Raw genomic sequence first — 15,952 nt, 5'->3', positions numbered from 1 at the left:
ACACCATGCCCCACCCGGCGCCGCTGGCCGCGGCCGACCCGGTGAACACGAACGGCAGCTGGCGGTGCGCCGCGCGGGTGCTGGATACGCTCGTGAAAGGAACGTTTGACATGCCCGAAAACGCAGCCGGCGACCTCGCCGGACAGGTCGCGCTGGTCACCGGAGCCGCCTCCGGCATCGGCGCGGCAACCGCTCGCCGCCTGGCCCGGGACGGCGCCACGATCGCGGTGGCGGACATCAACGGCGACGGCGTCAAGGCCGTCGCCGAGGACATCGTCGCCGCCGGGGGCGCGGCGACGGCGATGACGTGCGACCAGACCGACGCCGACCAGGTCGCCGCCCTGTTCGCCGATTTGGAGCGGCTAGGGAGTCTCGACATCTGCGTCGCCAACGCCGGCTGGGGCCGCTACGGCGCGTTCCTCGACCTCTCCCTCTCCGCCTGGCAGAAGACGTTCGACGTCAACGTCACGGGAACGTTCCTGGTCTGCCAGTCCGCTGCCCGGCGGATGGTCGAACTGGGCCGCGGTGGCTCGATCGTCGTCACCTCGTCGTGCGGTGCCGTGAATCCGGTGGCGCTGTTCTCCGCCTACTGTTCGGCCAAGGCCGCGCTGAACACCATGGTCACGGTCATGGCCTACGAGCTCGGGCAGTTCGACATCCGCGCGAACGCAGTGATGCCCGGCGTCACCGAGACGGCCATGACGGAAGCGCTGCTCGACAGCGGGGCCCGCGACTACACGCTGGCGGAGTCACCCCTGGGGCGGAACGGAAGGCCCGAGGACGTCGCCGATGCGATCGCGTTCCTCGCCGGACCCCACAGCGGGTTCGTGACCGGTTCTTCGCTACTCGTCGACGGTGGCGCTTCGACCTTCTCGCCGGGCTGGTTCGGCGCGGACTTCCGTGAACGGCACCGGGCGAACTGGACCCCCCGGCACGTGCAGTGGGCAGGCCGGCCCGGGTGACCGCTTCCCCGTGGTACCACCGGTCCTGCTCGAATCCGCTCTGAGTACCCGCGGGCGGATGCCTCCGCCCCGGTGCCGGGCCTAACGTACTGAAGTCCCGGTTTCCGTACGAGCGAGGCCAAGCTGATGATCGAGCACCCGGTGTCACCACGGTTGTCGTCGACCCGAGTCGAAGTGGACGGACCGAAACGGAGCGCGGCCACGGAAGCGGTGCGACGGCTGCTGCGCGAGTGCGGGTTCACCGAAGCAGGACCAGCGAACGACAACGGTCTGGCGAGCACGGCGGTCTGCGTGGTCCAGGTCGACAACCCGTTGTTCGGGGCGGGACAGCGGACCGGCGGGTTGCGTCGGTCGGCCATCCTGAACTCCGCCACCACCATGGCTCGCCAGGGCGGAGGCACGCTGGTACTGGTCACCGACCAGACCCCGATGGCGGCTCCCTCGGCCGATCCGGACCACGCCGCACGCCAGGCCGGGGACCTTCAATGGTGGCAGCAGATCTCGGCGAGGTTCGCACCGCACGGCGTCCGGATGAACACGATCCGGGTCGGCTACGCACCGTTCTTGGGCCACGCACTTTCCCAGCCCGCCGAGTCTGAGCTGCTGTCACACCAGATCGTGCGACGCCCAGTCGTCGAAGCCGACCTCCAAGCGGCGCTGACGCTGCTGTTCAGCAGTGTTCCCAGCACGATGGTCGGCGAGATCCTGCCACTGGACGGTGGCCTCGGCACCACACTGGTGTCCACGAGCAAGCCAGGGTCGGTTCGTCCGGACCACTCGACCGAACCTCCGGCGGCACCGTGGAACCTCGAGGGCAGGACGGTACTGGTCGCGGGCGCGAGCAGCGGCATCGGGGCGGCCACCGCCATCGAACTCGCCCGGCGAGGAGCAGACCTGGTCCTGCTCGCGCGGCGGAAGCGCGAACTGGACGAAGTGGCGGCCGCGATCACCGAGCACTTCGACAGCATCGTCCGGACCGTCGACGCCGACCTGGCCGAACCCGACACCCCCGAACTGGCCCTTGCCAGGGCGTTTTCCAGCGCGGGACGGGTCGACGATCTTGTCTACACCGCCGGCATGTTGATTCGCGACGATCCCCGCGAAGACACCGTCGCGCAGCGTGAACGGGCGTACCGCGTCAACACCCTCGCCTACGCGGACATGGCAGAGCGACTCGCGCGTCGCTGGGCGACCGACGGCCACCGCGGCTCGATCGTCGGGGTGTCCTCTTCGAGCGCGGAGATCGCGCTGGTCCCCGGCCTGTACAGCTACAGCTCCAGCAAGGCTGCGATGGAGCACCTCAGCCTGCAACTGGCCATCTCGCTGGCGCGTCACCGGATCCGGGTGAACGCAGTGGTCCCGGGATTCGTCGACACCCCCATGGCGGCGACCGCGGACCCCGCCTTCGTCTCGGTGTCCATGCGCCGGGTGCCCGTGGCCCACCCGTCCGAACCCGAGGACCTCGCCGCGGTGATCGCCTACCTGGCCAGTCCCGCCTCGGCCATGATCAGCGGCGCCCGGCTTCGCGTGTGCGGTGGCCTGGCCACGCTCGGTCCGCTCCCGGCACTGGCCGAATCCGGCCCGCGTGCGGTGCGGGCCACCGCGACGGCGGTGGCCCGCTGATCCGCACCGAACTCGACGGTCCTGCCCGAAGCCGTGCCGGCCCCTCACCCTCGCCCGGACAACGCTCAGCCCTCGTGTGCCGAGGAGCTCACGAGCATCCGGACCGGCAAGCCGAGGCGACGACGTGCCCATTCCCCCATGTACCGCACAGCCTCGTCGCCCTCAGGCGCACGACCGGCTAGATATATGAAGGAGTGTTGCATCTCGGGTCCCACCCGGACCTCGACCTGCACACCGGCGTCCGCGGCGCGGGCCGCGAACCGCCGGGTGTCGTCGAGCAGTGTTTCGTGTTCCCCCACGTGGATGAGCATCGGCGGCAGACCGGACAGGTCGGCGTGGAGCGGGTTCGCCAGTGGGTGCGTGGGCGGGACATCTCCCAGGAACGCGGTCCGCATCCCTTCCAGGATCGGGCGTTGCACCACGGCGTCCTTGTCCGCCAGCGTGTGGAGGGTGTCCGATCGCAGCTCCATGTCGTACCAGGGGGAGACTGGCATGATCGCCGCAGGCAACGGGTCTCCCGCGTCGCGGAGCTTGAGGACCATGGTCGTGCACAGGTTGCCGCCGGCGGAATGCCCGGCCGAGACGATGTGCTCCGGGCGGATGCCCTGCTTCAGCAACCAGCGATAGGCCGTGACCGCGTCGTCGAGCTGCGCCGGGAACGGGTTCTCCGGCGCCAGCCGGAAGTCCAGTACCAGCGCCCGCGTGCCGGCTGCCTTCGCGATGTGCCCCGCCAGCTTGCGGTCGGTGTGCATCGACAGCACCATGAACCCGCCGCCGTGGCTGTGCATGATCACGCGGTCGGACGCGCATCCGTCCGGCACACACCACAACACCGGAACTCCGTCGGCATCATCCTCCAGATAGGACACCCCTTCGGGTTCGGCGGTCACCCGGTGCAGCTCCTCGAACAGATCACGCATCGTCTGCAGATCCATGTCGGGGTTCGCCGCGGACCGGTCCACCAGAGACTGGTAGATGAGCTTCAGGTAGCCGGACTGCTCGCTCGCCATTGAACGCTCCGTTTCGCCATGTGGTTCGGAAGCTCGGTTCCGGAGAACTTAACTCCCTGCTCCAAAGCATGTCAATGATCGTTCATACAGTCGAGATTAGTGCAATTTGCTTGATTCAAATTGCACGAAAACGGCGACGCCGCTTTCGCAGCGTCGCCGTCGATGGCGCTTCGCTCACGCAATCCGCACGAGCATCGCCGTCGTGTCCCCACCACCGCCGATACTGGCCGTCATGCCAACCGGCCGCGATCCACCGCTCATCTTCACGGCACTCCCCCCAACCGGTCGTGCCGGCAAGCGCGGATAGGGCGTCACCAGATTGGCAGTGGGCGCCACACGTTCCTCCACGAGCATAAGAACAGTGTTCAACGCTTTCAAGAGGCCGACCGCGCCCGGGAGATGACCGAAACACGCCTCCTGCGAAGTGATGAGCAACGGCGAGTCGTCCGCCATCTCCTCGCGGAGTGACGTGAGGGTCTCGCACAGGAAATCCTCGAGCTGCCGGTTCCCTTCCGCGAAGTCGTTCAGGAAAGCCAGATCACCCAGCGAGAGGCCGGCGGACCGGAGCAGGCGCGCCAGGTCCCTGCCGCAGGGCGCCGCGTCACCGAGTCCCATCGCATTGGGACCACCGTTGCGCGTCGAGAGCGCCAGGAGTTCGATCTCGGCGAACGCGTCGCGCGACGTCGCGCCGGGCGCGCCGAGCACCACGGCCACGGCGCCCTCGGCCGGCGCATTCCCGGTCTGAACGGCGTCGTGCGGGCGCACGTCGAGTGGGTTGTCCGAAGTAGACGAGGCGCGGTGACCGGAACGTCCCTGGTAGGACGTGCTCGACAGGAACAGCGGATCGAGCGGGTGCTCGAAACCCACGACGACGGCGTACTCGACCTCACCGTGCGCGATCATCGATGCCGCCAGCTGGACCGCCCGCAGGGACACGGCACAACCCCCCGCCATCGTCAGCGTGGGCACGTCCAGTCCCAGATTGAGGCACAACGCCGACGCGGTGCTACCGGGCGTCGCCTTGGCCCAGTAGTCGACGCCCATCCCGGAGACGCCGGCGTCCCGATAGCGGTCGGCGAGTTCGAGGACCTCGGACGTGGAGAACTGCAACGAGGTGACGATCAGGACGGCGTCCCGGCGGCTGATCTCGGCTGCGGAGACACCGGCACGGTCGAGAGCATCGGCCACCGCGGCGTGCGCCATGCGCGTGCCTCGCGCCATGCGCGCGAGTGTTCGATCGGGAAGGTTGAGATCGTCAGCGCCTGAACCGGGCACCTGACCGGCGATCCGGACCGGGGTTCGGGGTGTGTCAAGGGGAGTGATCCGGCAGCCACCGGACATCACGGTGGTCGTGTATTCATCCAAGCTCTGGCACGGTTTGTCGATTCCCGGCAGTACCAGGCCGACACCACGGACCGCGACCGCATTCCAGGTTGTCATCGTCCCTCCTCGGGGGTCAGGGCGCGCCGCCATCGACGGACATCGCTTCGCCGGTGATCGATCTCGCGTGGTCGCTCAACAGGAACGCGGTCAGCTCCGCGACCTCATCGGGTTCCACCAGCCGCCGGAGGTTGGTCCGGTGAACCGCGCTCCGCCAGTACTTCTCCCAGGTCAGCTCCGGTGTCCCGCCGTACCTGCGCATACTTGCGACGAAACTGCCACCCAGCATCTCCTCGTCCCGGAGCATGTCGGTGTCGGTCAGACCGGGACACACCGCATTGACGCGAACCCCGTACGGCCCGGTTTCGACGGCCACCGACCGCACGAGCCCGTTGACGCCCCATTTGGACGCGGCGTAGGCAGAGGTGGCAGGCGCACCACGCTTCCCGGACGCACTGGACACGAGGACGATGGAGCCGCGCCGACGTCGCATCATGCCGGGAACGATCGCGCGGCAGAAGCGGAAGGCGCCGTTGAGATTGGTGTCGACCGTGCGGATCCAGGCGTCCTCATCCTGCTCGCACAGGAATGTCTGGCCGGTCGCCGTGCCCGCACTGTTGACCGCGTGCGTCAGAGGACCGAAGCGCTCTTCGACCTCTGAGACCGCTTGGTGAAGCGACTCCAGGTCCCGCACGTCGGCAGCGATCGCGCACGCCGTACCGGACGCGCCCGCCACCTCCTTCTCGACGGCGGCCAGCCGGTCGGCACTGCGCCCGAGCAGGCCGACGGAAGCCCCTGCGGCGGCAAGCCGGAGTGCCACGCTCCTGCCGATCCCGCTGCCTGCGCCGGTCACGATCGCCACCGCGCCCTCGAAGGTCCGGGCGGCCGGTTCACGCGATCCGGCCGGGGAATCCACCACCATCCACCTCCAGCACGTTGCCTGTCATGTAGCCGTTGTCGATGGCATGCACGATCGTCGCGGCGACCTCGTTCTCCGTGGCGAAGCGTCGCAACGGCACCTGCCCGCGCAGCCTCTCCATGTACTCGGCGTGAGCCGGCCGCGCCGCGGTCTTCGTGCGCAGCGCGGCACCGTCGACGACACCGGGAGCGACGCAAACCACGCGTATTCCGTAATCGGCCAGTTCGAGCGCCCACGAACGCGTCAGAGAAATCACGCCTGCCTTCGCGGCGGAGTACGCGGACTGCCCCCACGACCCGCGCCACGTCGAACTCGCCACGGTCACCAGCACGCCACCACGATTCCGGCGTGCGAGGGCCGCCGCGGCCTCCCGTCCGACGAGGAAGGTGCCCGTCAGGCAGAGGTCGATCACTTCCCGCCACTCGTCCTCGGGGTGGCGGGCCCAGTCCCGGGCGGCAGGATCGCGAGGCCGGCGCACGAGTTGCCGTGAGAGGTTTCGGCCCGTGACGATCACGCATCCCGCCAGTGGTAGGTCGGCGAAAAGCTCCTCGACGCTCGGGGCCGACGTGACGTCGACAGTGCGGGTCACGAGTGGCAACTGCTGGAGCTCGGCGCGCTTGCGCAGCGCGGCCAGGCGCTCACTGGCCCGTGCGGCCGCGACAACCGGCCGGCCCGCTTCGGCAAGCGTGAGCGCGGTCCTCAAGCCGATACCGCTCGAGGCACCGACGACCACGACCGGGCTCTCCTCCTTCTCCCCGCCCATCGGTCAGAACACCCGGTACAGCAGGGCGCCGTAGTACCAGCCCGATCCCACTGCCGGGCTGAGCACCAGGTCGCCCTGACGGAACCGGCCGGAAGCGGTCTCCTCGGCCAGAACGATGGGAATCGACGCGCTGGAGGTGTTGCCCCTCGTCTCGAAGTTGACCACGAACTTGTGATCCGGCACGCCGAGAGCCGCTCGGACCCGCCGGTGCACGACATCCGTACCTGGGTGCGGCACAACCCAGTCGACGTCGTCGGTGGTCAAACCGTTACGCGCGAGCAACTCCGAGCACACCTCGACCATGCTCGACGTCGCATGTTCGGGTAGGTCCTTCTGGCTCCGGATCCAGCCTCGCGGTCCCGGCGCCGCGACGACAGAGGCGCGGGAACCGTCACTGCGCAACACCGAATCGAGGAGTCCTCCGGGGTCTCCCCGGCGGCTCAGCACAACAGCGCCGGCAGCATCGCCGCACAGCAACTCGCCCTTGCTGCCCGGGCGGGCACGCCTGCTGAACTGCTCTGAGCACACTACGAGCGCATGTCGGGTTCCCGGCAGAGAAGTGAGGTGGCTCGCCGCGATTTGCACCGCGTGGACGAAACCCGCGCAGGCACCCGACACGTCGAAGGCGAGCGTTCGCGGGCACCCGAGCAACTCCGCCGCTTCCGGTGCGTGTTCGGGGATGAACGGCGGCGCTGTCCAGCTGGCCAGGATGACGAGATCGAGATCGCTTGGCTGCAGACCCGCGTCTTTCACCGCGTGCCGGCCGGCTTCGGCCGCCATGAACGGGATGGTCTCTTTCGCGCTGCTCCGGTGGCGAGTCCGCACCGAGATCGTGCCGAGCACCGAGGCGTCTATCGGGTTGTCGTCGTCCTCGACGAAGGCATCGTTGGCGATGACCTGCTCGGGATAGTAGAGGCCGAACCCGGTGAGCCCTATCCCGGCACGGGCCCACAACGGCCCCTGGCTGGTCTCCGTCACTCTCCGCTCCTTCCGGCAGCCTCGCCGCCGTAGCGGAAGATCATCGCTCCCCAGCTGAAGCCACGTCCCACGCTCATGGCGAGAATCCGATCTCCGCGCTTGATCACACCGCCGTGGACGTTCTCGGCGAGGCAGCCAGGGACGCTGACGCTCGAAGTGTTGCCACGGCGATCGATGTTCACCAGGACGCGGTCCGCGGGCAGCGCGAGGAGCGAGCACACTTCGTTGATCATGTTGATGTTCCCCTGGTGGGGAATGATCCAGTCGAGGTCGGCGAAGGTCAGGCCCGCGCCGGCGAGCGCCCGCCTGGTCGCGTCGACGAGCAGACCGGGACCGAGCTTGCCGATCACCTTGCCCTTCATCACCATCTTGTCGTCGTCGTCGATGTCGAAGGCGTCGAAGTGTTCCGCATCCGAGTCCAGGACTACCATCTCCAGCCCACTCGGCCCCTCCGCGCGCCGCCATACACCGGCGGCGGCGCCACCACCGAACAAGGCGGCGTTGCGGTGTGCGAAGCTGAGGATCGGCCGGGGATTCTCGGCGCAGACAACGAGTGCGGTCTCGATCCCCAGCGTGGCGATGAGCCCGCGCGCGATCGCGCTCGCGTGCAGGAATCCGGCGCACGCGACGCCGGTGACGTCGAACCCGAACGCCCGTTCGGCTCCCAGACGCCGTTGCAGCGGCAACGCCAGGTCCATGTAACGGTTGGTTGCGGTCGTCGGGTTGACACGGGGCCGGGCGGTCGCGGTGGTGGCGACGATCAGATCGACCTGGCCGACGTCGATCCCGGCATCCTTGAGCGCCATGGCCGCGGCCCGTTCTGCGAGATCGACGTGGTGTTCCCCCGGTTCCGGCCAGTGCCGCGTCGCGACGCCGGTGTGACGGCGAATCCAGCTGTCGTCGACGCCGAGGTGCGGATGCTCGCGTTCGAAATAGGAATTCGGCACGCCGGCACCGGGAAAGTCGTGCCCGACACCGGTCAGGACGACTGGTACCGTCGCTTCGTGGCCGCTGCTCATCGGTAGACCCCCTCCGGATCGAGCTCACGCAAGGCTTCGATCTCCTCCTCGGCAACGGGCTTCTCGCCCTCGGCCCCGGTCACGGCAACCCGCCATTGGGTCGACTCGCGCAAAGTTGCGGCCGGATCTGCATCCGGCCGGCCGGACGGTGGCATCCAGGTCGCCAACTCGAACTGCTGTTCTGGCGCTGCACGTACGAGACGCCCGAACTGCGTCGCCACAGTGCGGACGTTGCGACCAGGACACGTGACGAAGCGGACTTCGGGCACGAAACGGCGCGGTGAAGCGGCCGCCACGACAAGCGTCTCCACGTGGCTGGCGAAGTCGTTCGCACCGCCGGACCCGACGAGAAAACGGCCGTCCGCGGTGCGGCTGCTGTTGATGCGCCCGGCCGCGTCGATCTCACCGGCCGACAGCACGCCGAGCACACGTCCTGCCCCGCCGGCTGCCACACCGCCCAGGACATCGAGGGTCCCGGCGTGCGAACGACATCTGGCCACATGCCGTTGCGCGAACAGGAACACGTCCCCGCCGTCCGGCCGCATGTCCACCAGCCCGAGCTCCGCGTGCACCTGAACCTCATGGCCCTGACGGCGAAGCCGGTTCGCGGCCAGCCAGGTCGCCAGATGTGCGGTCCCGATCCCCGCGAGCAGCACACGGTAGTCCGCCTCGAGCGCGCGGTCGGCAATCGCACGCGCGGCAAGGATCACATGCTGTTCTCGCCACGTCAGGGCCTGCTGACCCGCGACCCGTGCTCGTCGTGGCACGGCCACTGCCGGTGAGGGAACCGGTTTCCGGCCCCCACGGACCCACTTCTCCATCCAGGCGGCGCGCGTGGCATCGGTCCGGCACGCTTCCGCGAGTTCCACCAGGTAGTCGTAGTCATCCGGATAGCCGTCGAAACCGCATTCGGGCCATGGCGGCAAGCCCTGGGGAAGCGCGCCGAAGGGACGCGGCGTTATCGCCAGGACACGGTCGGCCGGGATCGACGTCGTGCAGGGAGGCGGACGGTCGACCACCAACTCCACCGTGGACACCACGCCGCCCTCGGCCGCGAGGGCACCCCACCAGCCTTCTCCCACTGGACCGTTCAGGTAAAGGTTGCCAGCCCGGTCCGCACAGGTCGCATGCACGAGTGTGACGTCCGGCCGAAGCGGGGACAGCACGAGCGTGCCGTCCGGATCGTGCTCGTCCAGCCTGGACACCCGGCCGGCTTTCCGGTGCGCCGCCTCGAGATCGGAGCCGGTCAGCGACCTCGTCAGCGTCGCTGCCGCCCCCGTGGCCCCCGCGATGAGGCGCTGCAGGAGGGACAACAAGCTCCACTCCTCCACCGTGAAGGGGGTGCCCTGCGGCAGCGATTCGTAGAGTGGGTTCGGCCGGGGAGAGGGATAGGTGTCGCCCGCGAAACAGGTGATCGCGTGCCGCACCACCCCGGCCATCACGAGCGCGTGCATGTCCGCGTGGAACGCATTGGCGCTGACCGTGAACCCGGCACGCCCTCCGAACAGCCGAGCTACCTCACGCACCAGCGCGTTGGGCCGGGACATCGTCGAGGCGACGTGTAGGTGCATCCCGTCGGCGAGCTGGTCCGCGCACATGTCACCGACGTCGGAGTAGAAACGGGGTCCCGTCACGCGGCGACCCCCAGAACGGCTGCGGAACTCTGGCTCCCGATCGCGAACGACAACGACATGGCGTGTTCCATCGAGACCGAGCGGGTTCCCTCGACGACGTGGTCGTGGTCGCACTCAGGGTCGACGTCGACGCAGTTGATCGTGGGCACCAGCTGTTGGCGCGACAGCATCAGCGCGGTGGCAGCACAGTTGAGCACACCCGAGGCACCGAGCAGGTGTCCGAAGACCGGTTTGATGGATCCCAGCGGCGGCGCGCCACGACCCCCGCCATCCGGAAAGACCAAGCGCATCGCACGGCTTTCCGCGAGGTCGTTGTACCGGGTGGCAGTGCCGTGACCGCAGACGTAACCGATGTCGGCGGCCGGGATGCCGGCCTCTTCGACAGCTCGGCGCATCATGTCGGCGGTGGTCTTGCCCGTCAGGTCCATGCGTGTGGCGTGCGCGGCTTCGTTGATGCTCACCACCGGTCCGAGTTCGGCGTAGGCGGTTCCGCTCCGGCGGCGTACGCTCTCTTCCGCCTCGAGCACGAGAGCCACGGCCCCTTCCCCGAAAGCGAACCCGTCGCGGTGGCGGTCATAGGGTTTGATCGTGGTTCGCGGATCACCCTCGGCGCGGGAGAGCACACCCGACGTGGGCGAGGAGTAGAGCTGCAACATCTCGGGCACGAACGGCGTCTCGTAACCCACGACGACGATGACGTCCGCCTTGCCGGCGAGGAGCAGATCACGTGCGTAACCGAGCGCCTGGTGACCGCCGACGCAGGCGTTGCTGAACGTGGTGACCATCCCCCGGGCGCCCAACCGGATGGCGCTCAGCGTCGCGGGTGTCCCGGGCAGGGACGCGAAGATGGCGTGATCGACGTCCAGCCGCGGATAGGCGGGGTCGGCAGCCGCCGTAGGACCGGCCCACCACTCGATCGGCCCGCGCGAACACGACCCCAGAAGGCCGATGCGATTGGGATCGACACCCTCCCCGGCCCGGGTGAGACCGGCGTCGGACCAAGCCTGCTCGACCGCGGCCAGAACCATCAGGATCTCGCGGCTGTACCTCTTCGCATGCCCGCCCGGGAGGTCCGGGAGATGTTCGTGGTGGTCGAAGTCGGAGACCCGGGCGCCGACGGCTCGGGCGGTTCCCGGACGGTTCGCGAACTGCACCGGGAGAACCCGGATTTGTGACTCACCGGCGGACAGCGTTCGCCAGACCGCGTCTTTCCCGGTGGCGCCGGGCAGGACGAAGCCCATGCCGGTGATGTGGACCCTCTCGTTGTCATCGGCCTTCTGCGTCATTGTGGTGTCCCTCTCGGAGGCGCCGTCACCGACCGGTGAACCGCGGCCTTCTGTGTTCCAGGATCGCGCGGATCCCTTCGGTGCTGTCGTCGACCTCGTCCCAGCTACGCTGGTGGAACTGGCCTTGCAGTCGGAGTCCGCATCGGGCCGGGTGGCCGTCGATACGTTCCCTGAGTTCCTTGAACAACCCGATGGCTCTCGTCGGGCCCGCCGCCAACGAGACCGCCAGCTCGGTCGCTTCTTCGATGATCGCTTCGTCGCGGTCGGTCAGCCGGTGCAGGAGACCGGCGCGCAGCGCTTCCTCGGCGGGCATCAGGCGGCCAGTCAGGTAGAGCTCTGTCGTACGGGACGGACCGAGGACCCGCTGGAGAAGCGCGGCCACACCGCTGTGACCGGCCCGCACCAGACCGCATCCCATGCGCGTGCCCGGTCCACCCACGCGAAGGTCGGCAGCGCAGGCGAGCTCGACCCCGGGCCCCATCGCCACCCCGCTCACCGCGGCCACAACAGGTTTGGGGGCCGACAGCAACGCCTCACACACCCGGATGTAGAACGGGTCTCCGGTATCCCGCGAGGCAGGCACGGCTGACGCTTCACCACCCAGATACCGTTCCAGCGCCCCGAGATCGTCCCCGGTGCAGAACACCCCGCCGTGGCCCGTCAGGACGATCGCTCGTACTTCGTCGTCGCGAGCGGCACGAGTCACCTCGTCCAGCAAAGCGCGACCGGATGCGTAGTCCAGCCCGTTCGCGTGTTCCGGCCGATCGAGCCCGATGGTCGTCACGCCGTCCCGGCTGGTCACCTTTATTCCGCTGGACGTCGTTGCCGAGTTTCTCGCCGGAGCATCCATGAGACCATCGAACAACGCCGTCTCCCGGGTCGACAGAGCGTCCCAGTACCCTCTTCCGCGGCGAGTGGGACCCGCAGTACTGCCCCTTACGCCGGTTTCCGCTCACGGTCGTGCGGCATCGGCTGCAGCGGAACACCGTGAATGCCCAGCACCTTGAACAGCTCGCGGCGGCTGACGACACCGTGCTTGTGCAGGATCCGGCTCACGTAGTTCTTGACGGTCTGCGGAGCGAGGTTCAGCAGCTGCGCTATCTCCTCGTTGGACAAGCGGTTGACCATCAGGCCGAGAATCTCGTTCTCCCGGCGGGCCATTCCGCGCGAGGCCGACTCAGCAGCCCGCAGGCCCGGAGAGGACGACTCCGGCGCAAGCAGCCACACGCGGTCGCCGCGACCAGTGCGCACGATCGCCTCCGCGAGAGCGCCGCAACTCAGCGACTTGTGCACGAAGCTGTCCGCACCGGCATTGATCGCACCCGCCACCGCCGTCGGCGAGTTCTCTTCGCTCATCACGAGTACCGCAGCGGGAGGAGACGCTTCTTTCGCCGCACGCAACACGTTCACGTAATCGTCGTGGCCTCCCGCCGGCAGCCCGGCGACCACCAAGCTGGGACGGCATTCTCCGAGTTTCGCCAAGGCATCCGCCTCTGTGCCGGCCTCGCCGACCACGGTGACCCCGGCCGTGGACTCCAGTACCGCCCGCAACCCGAACCGCGTCAACGGCACGTGGTCGATGATGAATGCCGTGCACACCGCCACCGCGGGAACCGGAATACCAGCAGAATCAGTTCGCGAAAACGCGTCAACTCCCGCGACCGAACTCGGTCTCATGCGTGTCACCTCTCGGCGTAGGATCTCCGACGCTTTTCAGCCTTGCAGGCCGGCAAACGCGGTTCCATCCCGTGACCGAAGATCACCATCCGATCTCCGAAAGATCAGGCCGGGCCCGTTCGGGAGGTTGTCGAAAACATTCGCTCATCCACGCCGCAAGGTGTCCGAGGGATTCTCGCCGAAGCGTTCCCGATACCGGGCGGCGAAATGCCCCACATGGGAGAAGCCCCATTTTCGTGCGACTTCCGTCACACTCACCGTTTCAGCATCGGCCGCGAGCAACTCGTCGTGAACCCGGCGCAAACGCACCTGCCGGAGGTACTCCATGGGCCGGAGGTTCAATTCCTTGCGGAAGGCGAGCTGGAGCGAACGGTCGGTGACTCCCGCCGCCTTGGCGAGACTGGCGGTTGTGTGCGGAAAGCCTGGATCGGCCTCCATGCGGTCCACCACCAGCCTCACCACGCGTGAGGGAACGGACCGCTGCTGACGCCGCAGTGCGGACGAGTAGTTGTGCGGCTGGGACACCAGCAGACCGGCCATCAACGTCTGCTCGACACTGGGCAGCACCAATGGATCGTCCACAACGGAATCTGGACGGCTGAGCTCCGCCACGATGTTCTCCAGCCACACACGCCAGGCTCTCCCGGGTCCGTCGGCCACATTCATCGCGGTGTCGAACGACAGCGGCGCAGTCAGCGACCGCCCCATCATCTCGCTCAACCGTGACTCGAGCGCTGGTCTCTCGATACGACAGACGAGCTGAGCACAATCGGCGGACCATCGCATGCGAAGCGAATCGAAGGGCGACAACACCGACGCCGTCTCGCGGCCGCCCCAAGCCTGGCGGCGGCCATGCCGGACGACCGTTCCTCCGGACAACGGAATCTGTACTACATAGTAGTCCCGCAGCTCACCGCACGCGATCTGCACCTCCGCCCCATAGCTCGCATATGTGAAGGAAATGTCGCGCATCCGCCGGCTGCACATGACCGCATCGAGGCGCGTGACCCGGCCGACTGCACGTAGGCGATGCGGCGTGAAGATGCGTCCCGCCTGTTCGCGCACGTACTCCAAGTTGTCGGACCGGTACAACTCGAACAACGACAGGGGAACCTCCTGCCGCCACAGGGATTCCGGCGCCGCTGTCACCCGTGCCGCCCCGGCGCAGCGAATCTCGGACGTCCCCGCTCGTTCATCAGCCCCCCACGGCATCATGCTCTCTGCAAATTGCACCCTCTTCGACGATGGCACAAGTCGGCTAACCACGGCAACACTCGCCCAAGCCAACGATCTCAGAACAGGCAGGGGTACCGGAGACAGCGCGGTGAAGTCCACCGGTCATTCCGGTGAACCCGGCCCCCGAGGTCTGCGTCCAGGAGGCTCGCGGCGGGCGTGGCCGGTTTTCTCGCTCGCGGACAACCGATCCGCTCTGGAAGGCACGCTCTCGCCGGCCACGGGATACTCAGCCCTCGATCCAGCTCAGCGGGTCCGCCACCACCCGGGCGATCACGCTCCCCGCCGCGCCGCGCAGTGCCGCGTCCGCGCCCAGCTTCGCCGGGCGCAGGGTCAGCCCCGGCGCGAGCCGCTCCACCACGCGCTGCCGGAAGGGCTCCCCGAAGGCCGCGAGCCGTCCGCCCAGCACGATCGTCTCCGGGGCGAGCAGCGCGCGCACCCCGACGAGCGCGTCGGCCATCGCCTCGGCTGCCCGGTCCACCGCGCGCAACGCCGCGGGGTCTCCCGAGCGGACCCGCGAAACCAGCGGCTCCTCCACCCCCAGCAGCCGGGCCACCCCCGCGTCCGCCACGCCCGCCGACGCCGCCATCCCGGCGCGTTCCGCGTACAGCTCCAGGCACCCCCGCCCGCCGCAGGCGCACACCTCACCGCGGCGCCGCACCGGGACGTGCCCCAGGTCGCCGGCCAGTTCGGCCGCCGGGTTCAGCGGCGCGAGCCCGATCACCTCCTCACCGCCGAGGTACCACCAGTCCCGCGCCGCCCCGGCCTGGTACTCCGCCAGCGCCGCGCACGCCACCTCGCCGGCCACCAGCACGTCCAGCCCGTGCAGGTCCAGCGCCCGCAACTCCCCCGCCACCAGCGTCCGCACGTCGACCCCGCGCCAGCCCAGCGGCAACGCCGTCACCAGCCCGCGCGACACCAGCCCGCCGACCGCGACCCCCACCCCGGCCACCAGCCGCCCGGCCGTGGTCGCCTCGTCGAACAGCCGCCGCAGCACCGGCCGCGCCGCGCGCGCACCCTCCGCCGCGCCGGCCCCGGCCACGTCGAACCGCCGCAGCTCCCGCGCGAGCGGCCGCCCGGACAGGTCCAGGATCACCCCGGCGATGTGCCCGGACCCGAACTGCAGCCCCAGCGCCACCGGCCCGTACGGGTCGAGCACCAGCCGCCCCGCCGGACGCCCCGGCGCGCGGCCCGGCTCCGGGCCGAGGTCCCGCACCAGCTCGGCCCCGGTCAGCTCCGCCACCAGGCTGGACACCGTGGCCTTCGTCAACCCCGTCCGCTGCGCCAGCTCGACCCGCGACACCGGCGCGTCCCGCGCGATCAGCTCCATGACCAGCGCGACGTTGTGCCGCCGCATCGCCTGCGCGCCCATCGCCTCCACATTCGTCAGTTTAGTGAATTGACGAACTCTGGCCAGCACCGCGACCGTCCGGATAGACAGTCCGGGTACGACGACGTGACGCGAAGG

The 15,952-nt window shown here is 68.7% G+C and carries 14 protein-coding genes; 2 read left to right on the top strand and 12 right to left on the bottom strand.

What is annotated here, in order from left to right:
* The first annotated feature begins 110 nt into the window (after positions 1-110).
* The gene (locus tag ABZ215_RS33005; protein ID WP_354954134.1) at positions 111-962 is read left to right on the top strand and encodes an SDR family NAD(P)-dependent oxidoreductase; all 852 of its coding nucleotides are present in this window, start codon (positions 111-113) and stop codon (positions 960-962) included.
* Between the two features lie 174 nt (positions 963-1,136).
* Positions 1,137-2,585, top strand: a complete 1,449-nt coding sequence (locus ABZ215_RS33000; RefSeq protein ID WP_354954132.1) for an SDR family NAD(P)-dependent oxidoreductase — start codon at positions 1,137-1,139, stop codon at positions 2,583-2,585.
* Positions 2,586-2,650: 65 nt separating this feature from the next.
* Here the strand turns inward: ABZ215_RS33000 and ABZ215_RS32995 are convergent, their stop codons facing one another.
* The 12 genes from ABZ215_RS32995 to ABZ215_RS32940 all read right to left on the bottom strand — a co-directional run bounded on the left by ABZ215_RS32995 (position 2,651) and on the right by ABZ215_RS32940 (position 15,856).
* The gene (locus ABZ215_RS32995) at positions 2,651-3,595 is read right to left on the bottom strand and encodes an alpha/beta hydrolase (protein WP_354954130.1); all 945 of its coding nucleotides are present in this window, start codon (positions 3,593-3,595) and stop codon (positions 2,651-2,653) included.
* A 174-nt stretch (positions 3,596-3,769) separates the two neighbouring features.
* Positions 3,770-5,035: a beta-ketoacyl synthase N-terminal-like domain-containing protein gene (locus ABZ215_RS32990; protein ID WP_354954128.1), complete on the bottom strand. Its 1,266-nt coding sequence runs from the start codon at positions 5,033-5,035 to the stop codon at positions 3,770-3,772.
* 16 nt (positions 5,036-5,051) lie between these two features.
* Positions 5,052-5,897, bottom strand: coding sequence for an SDR family NAD(P)-dependent oxidoreductase (locus tag ABZ215_RS32985; RefSeq protein WP_354954126.1), 846 nt, complete (start codon positions 5,895-5,897; stop codon positions 5,052-5,054).
* Positions 5,866-6,657 (bottom strand): SDR family oxidoreductase, encoded by a 792-nt coding sequence (locus ABZ215_RS32980; protein ID WP_354954124.1) that lies wholly within the window; start codon positions 6,655-6,657, stop codon positions 5,866-5,868. Before ABZ215_RS32980 ends, ABZ215_RS32985 begins: the two co-directional genes overlap by 32 nt.
* Before the next feature lie 3 nt (positions 6,658-6,660).
* Positions 6,661-7,635 carry a ketoacyl-ACP synthase III gene (locus ABZ215_RS32975; protein ID WP_354954122.1) on the bottom strand — a complete coding sequence of 325 codons (975 nt, stop codon included), beginning with the start codon at positions 7,633-7,635 and terminating at the stop codon, positions 6,661-6,663.
* Positions 7,632-8,654: a ketoacyl-ACP synthase III gene (locus ABZ215_RS32970; protein ID WP_354954120.1), complete on the bottom strand. Its 1,023-nt coding sequence runs from the start codon at positions 8,652-8,654 to the stop codon at positions 7,632-7,634. The genes ABZ215_RS32975 and ABZ215_RS32970 overlap by 4 nt, the downstream gene beginning before the upstream one ends.
* A complete protein-coding gene (locus ABZ215_RS32965; protein ID WP_354954118.1) occupies positions 8,651-10,288 on the bottom strand; it encodes a CoA-transferase in 1,638 nt (545 codons plus the stop codon). The genes ABZ215_RS32970 and ABZ215_RS32965 overlap by 4 nt, the downstream gene beginning before the upstream one ends.
* Complete coding sequence (locus ABZ215_RS32960; protein ID WP_354954116.1) at positions 10,285-11,574, bottom strand: beta-ketoacyl-[acyl-carrier-protein] synthase family protein; 1,290 nt, start codon at positions 11,572-11,574, stop codon at positions 10,285-10,287. Before ABZ215_RS32960 ends, ABZ215_RS32965 begins: the two co-directional genes overlap by 4 nt.
* Positions 11,575-11,599: 25 nt before the next feature.
* A complete protein-coding gene (locus tag ABZ215_RS32955; RefSeq protein WP_354954114.1) occupies positions 11,600-12,376 on the bottom strand; it encodes an enoyl-CoA hydratase-related protein in 777 nt (258 codons plus the stop codon).
* Between the two features lie 134 nt (positions 12,377-12,510).
* Positions 12,511-13,251, bottom strand: coding sequence for a response regulator transcription factor (locus ABZ215_RS32950; RefSeq protein ID WP_354954112.1), 741 nt, complete (start codon positions 13,249-13,251; stop codon positions 12,511-12,513).
* Positions 13,252-13,395: 144 nt separating this feature from the next.
* Positions 13,396-14,352, bottom strand: coding sequence for an AraC family transcriptional regulator (locus tag ABZ215_RS32945; RefSeq protein WP_354954110.1), 957 nt, complete (start codon positions 14,350-14,352; stop codon positions 13,396-13,398).
* A gap of 361 nt (positions 14,353-14,713) precedes the next feature.
* Positions 14,714-15,856, bottom strand: a complete 1,143-nt coding sequence (locus ABZ215_RS32940; RefSeq protein WP_354954136.1) for an ROK family transcriptional regulator — start codon at positions 15,854-15,856, stop codon at positions 14,714-14,716.
* Between the last annotated feature and the right edge of the window lie 96 nt (positions 15,857-15,952).

This window comes from Amycolatopsis sp. NPDC006131 (assembly GCF_040614175.1).
GTDB classification, from domain to species: domain Bacteria; phylum Actinomycetota; class Actinomycetes; order Mycobacteriales; family Pseudonocardiaceae; genus Amycolatopsis_E; species Amycolatopsis_E tucumanensis.
Note: the sequence above shows the minus strand (reverse complement) of the source record. Positions and strands in the feature narration are given on the sequence as shown.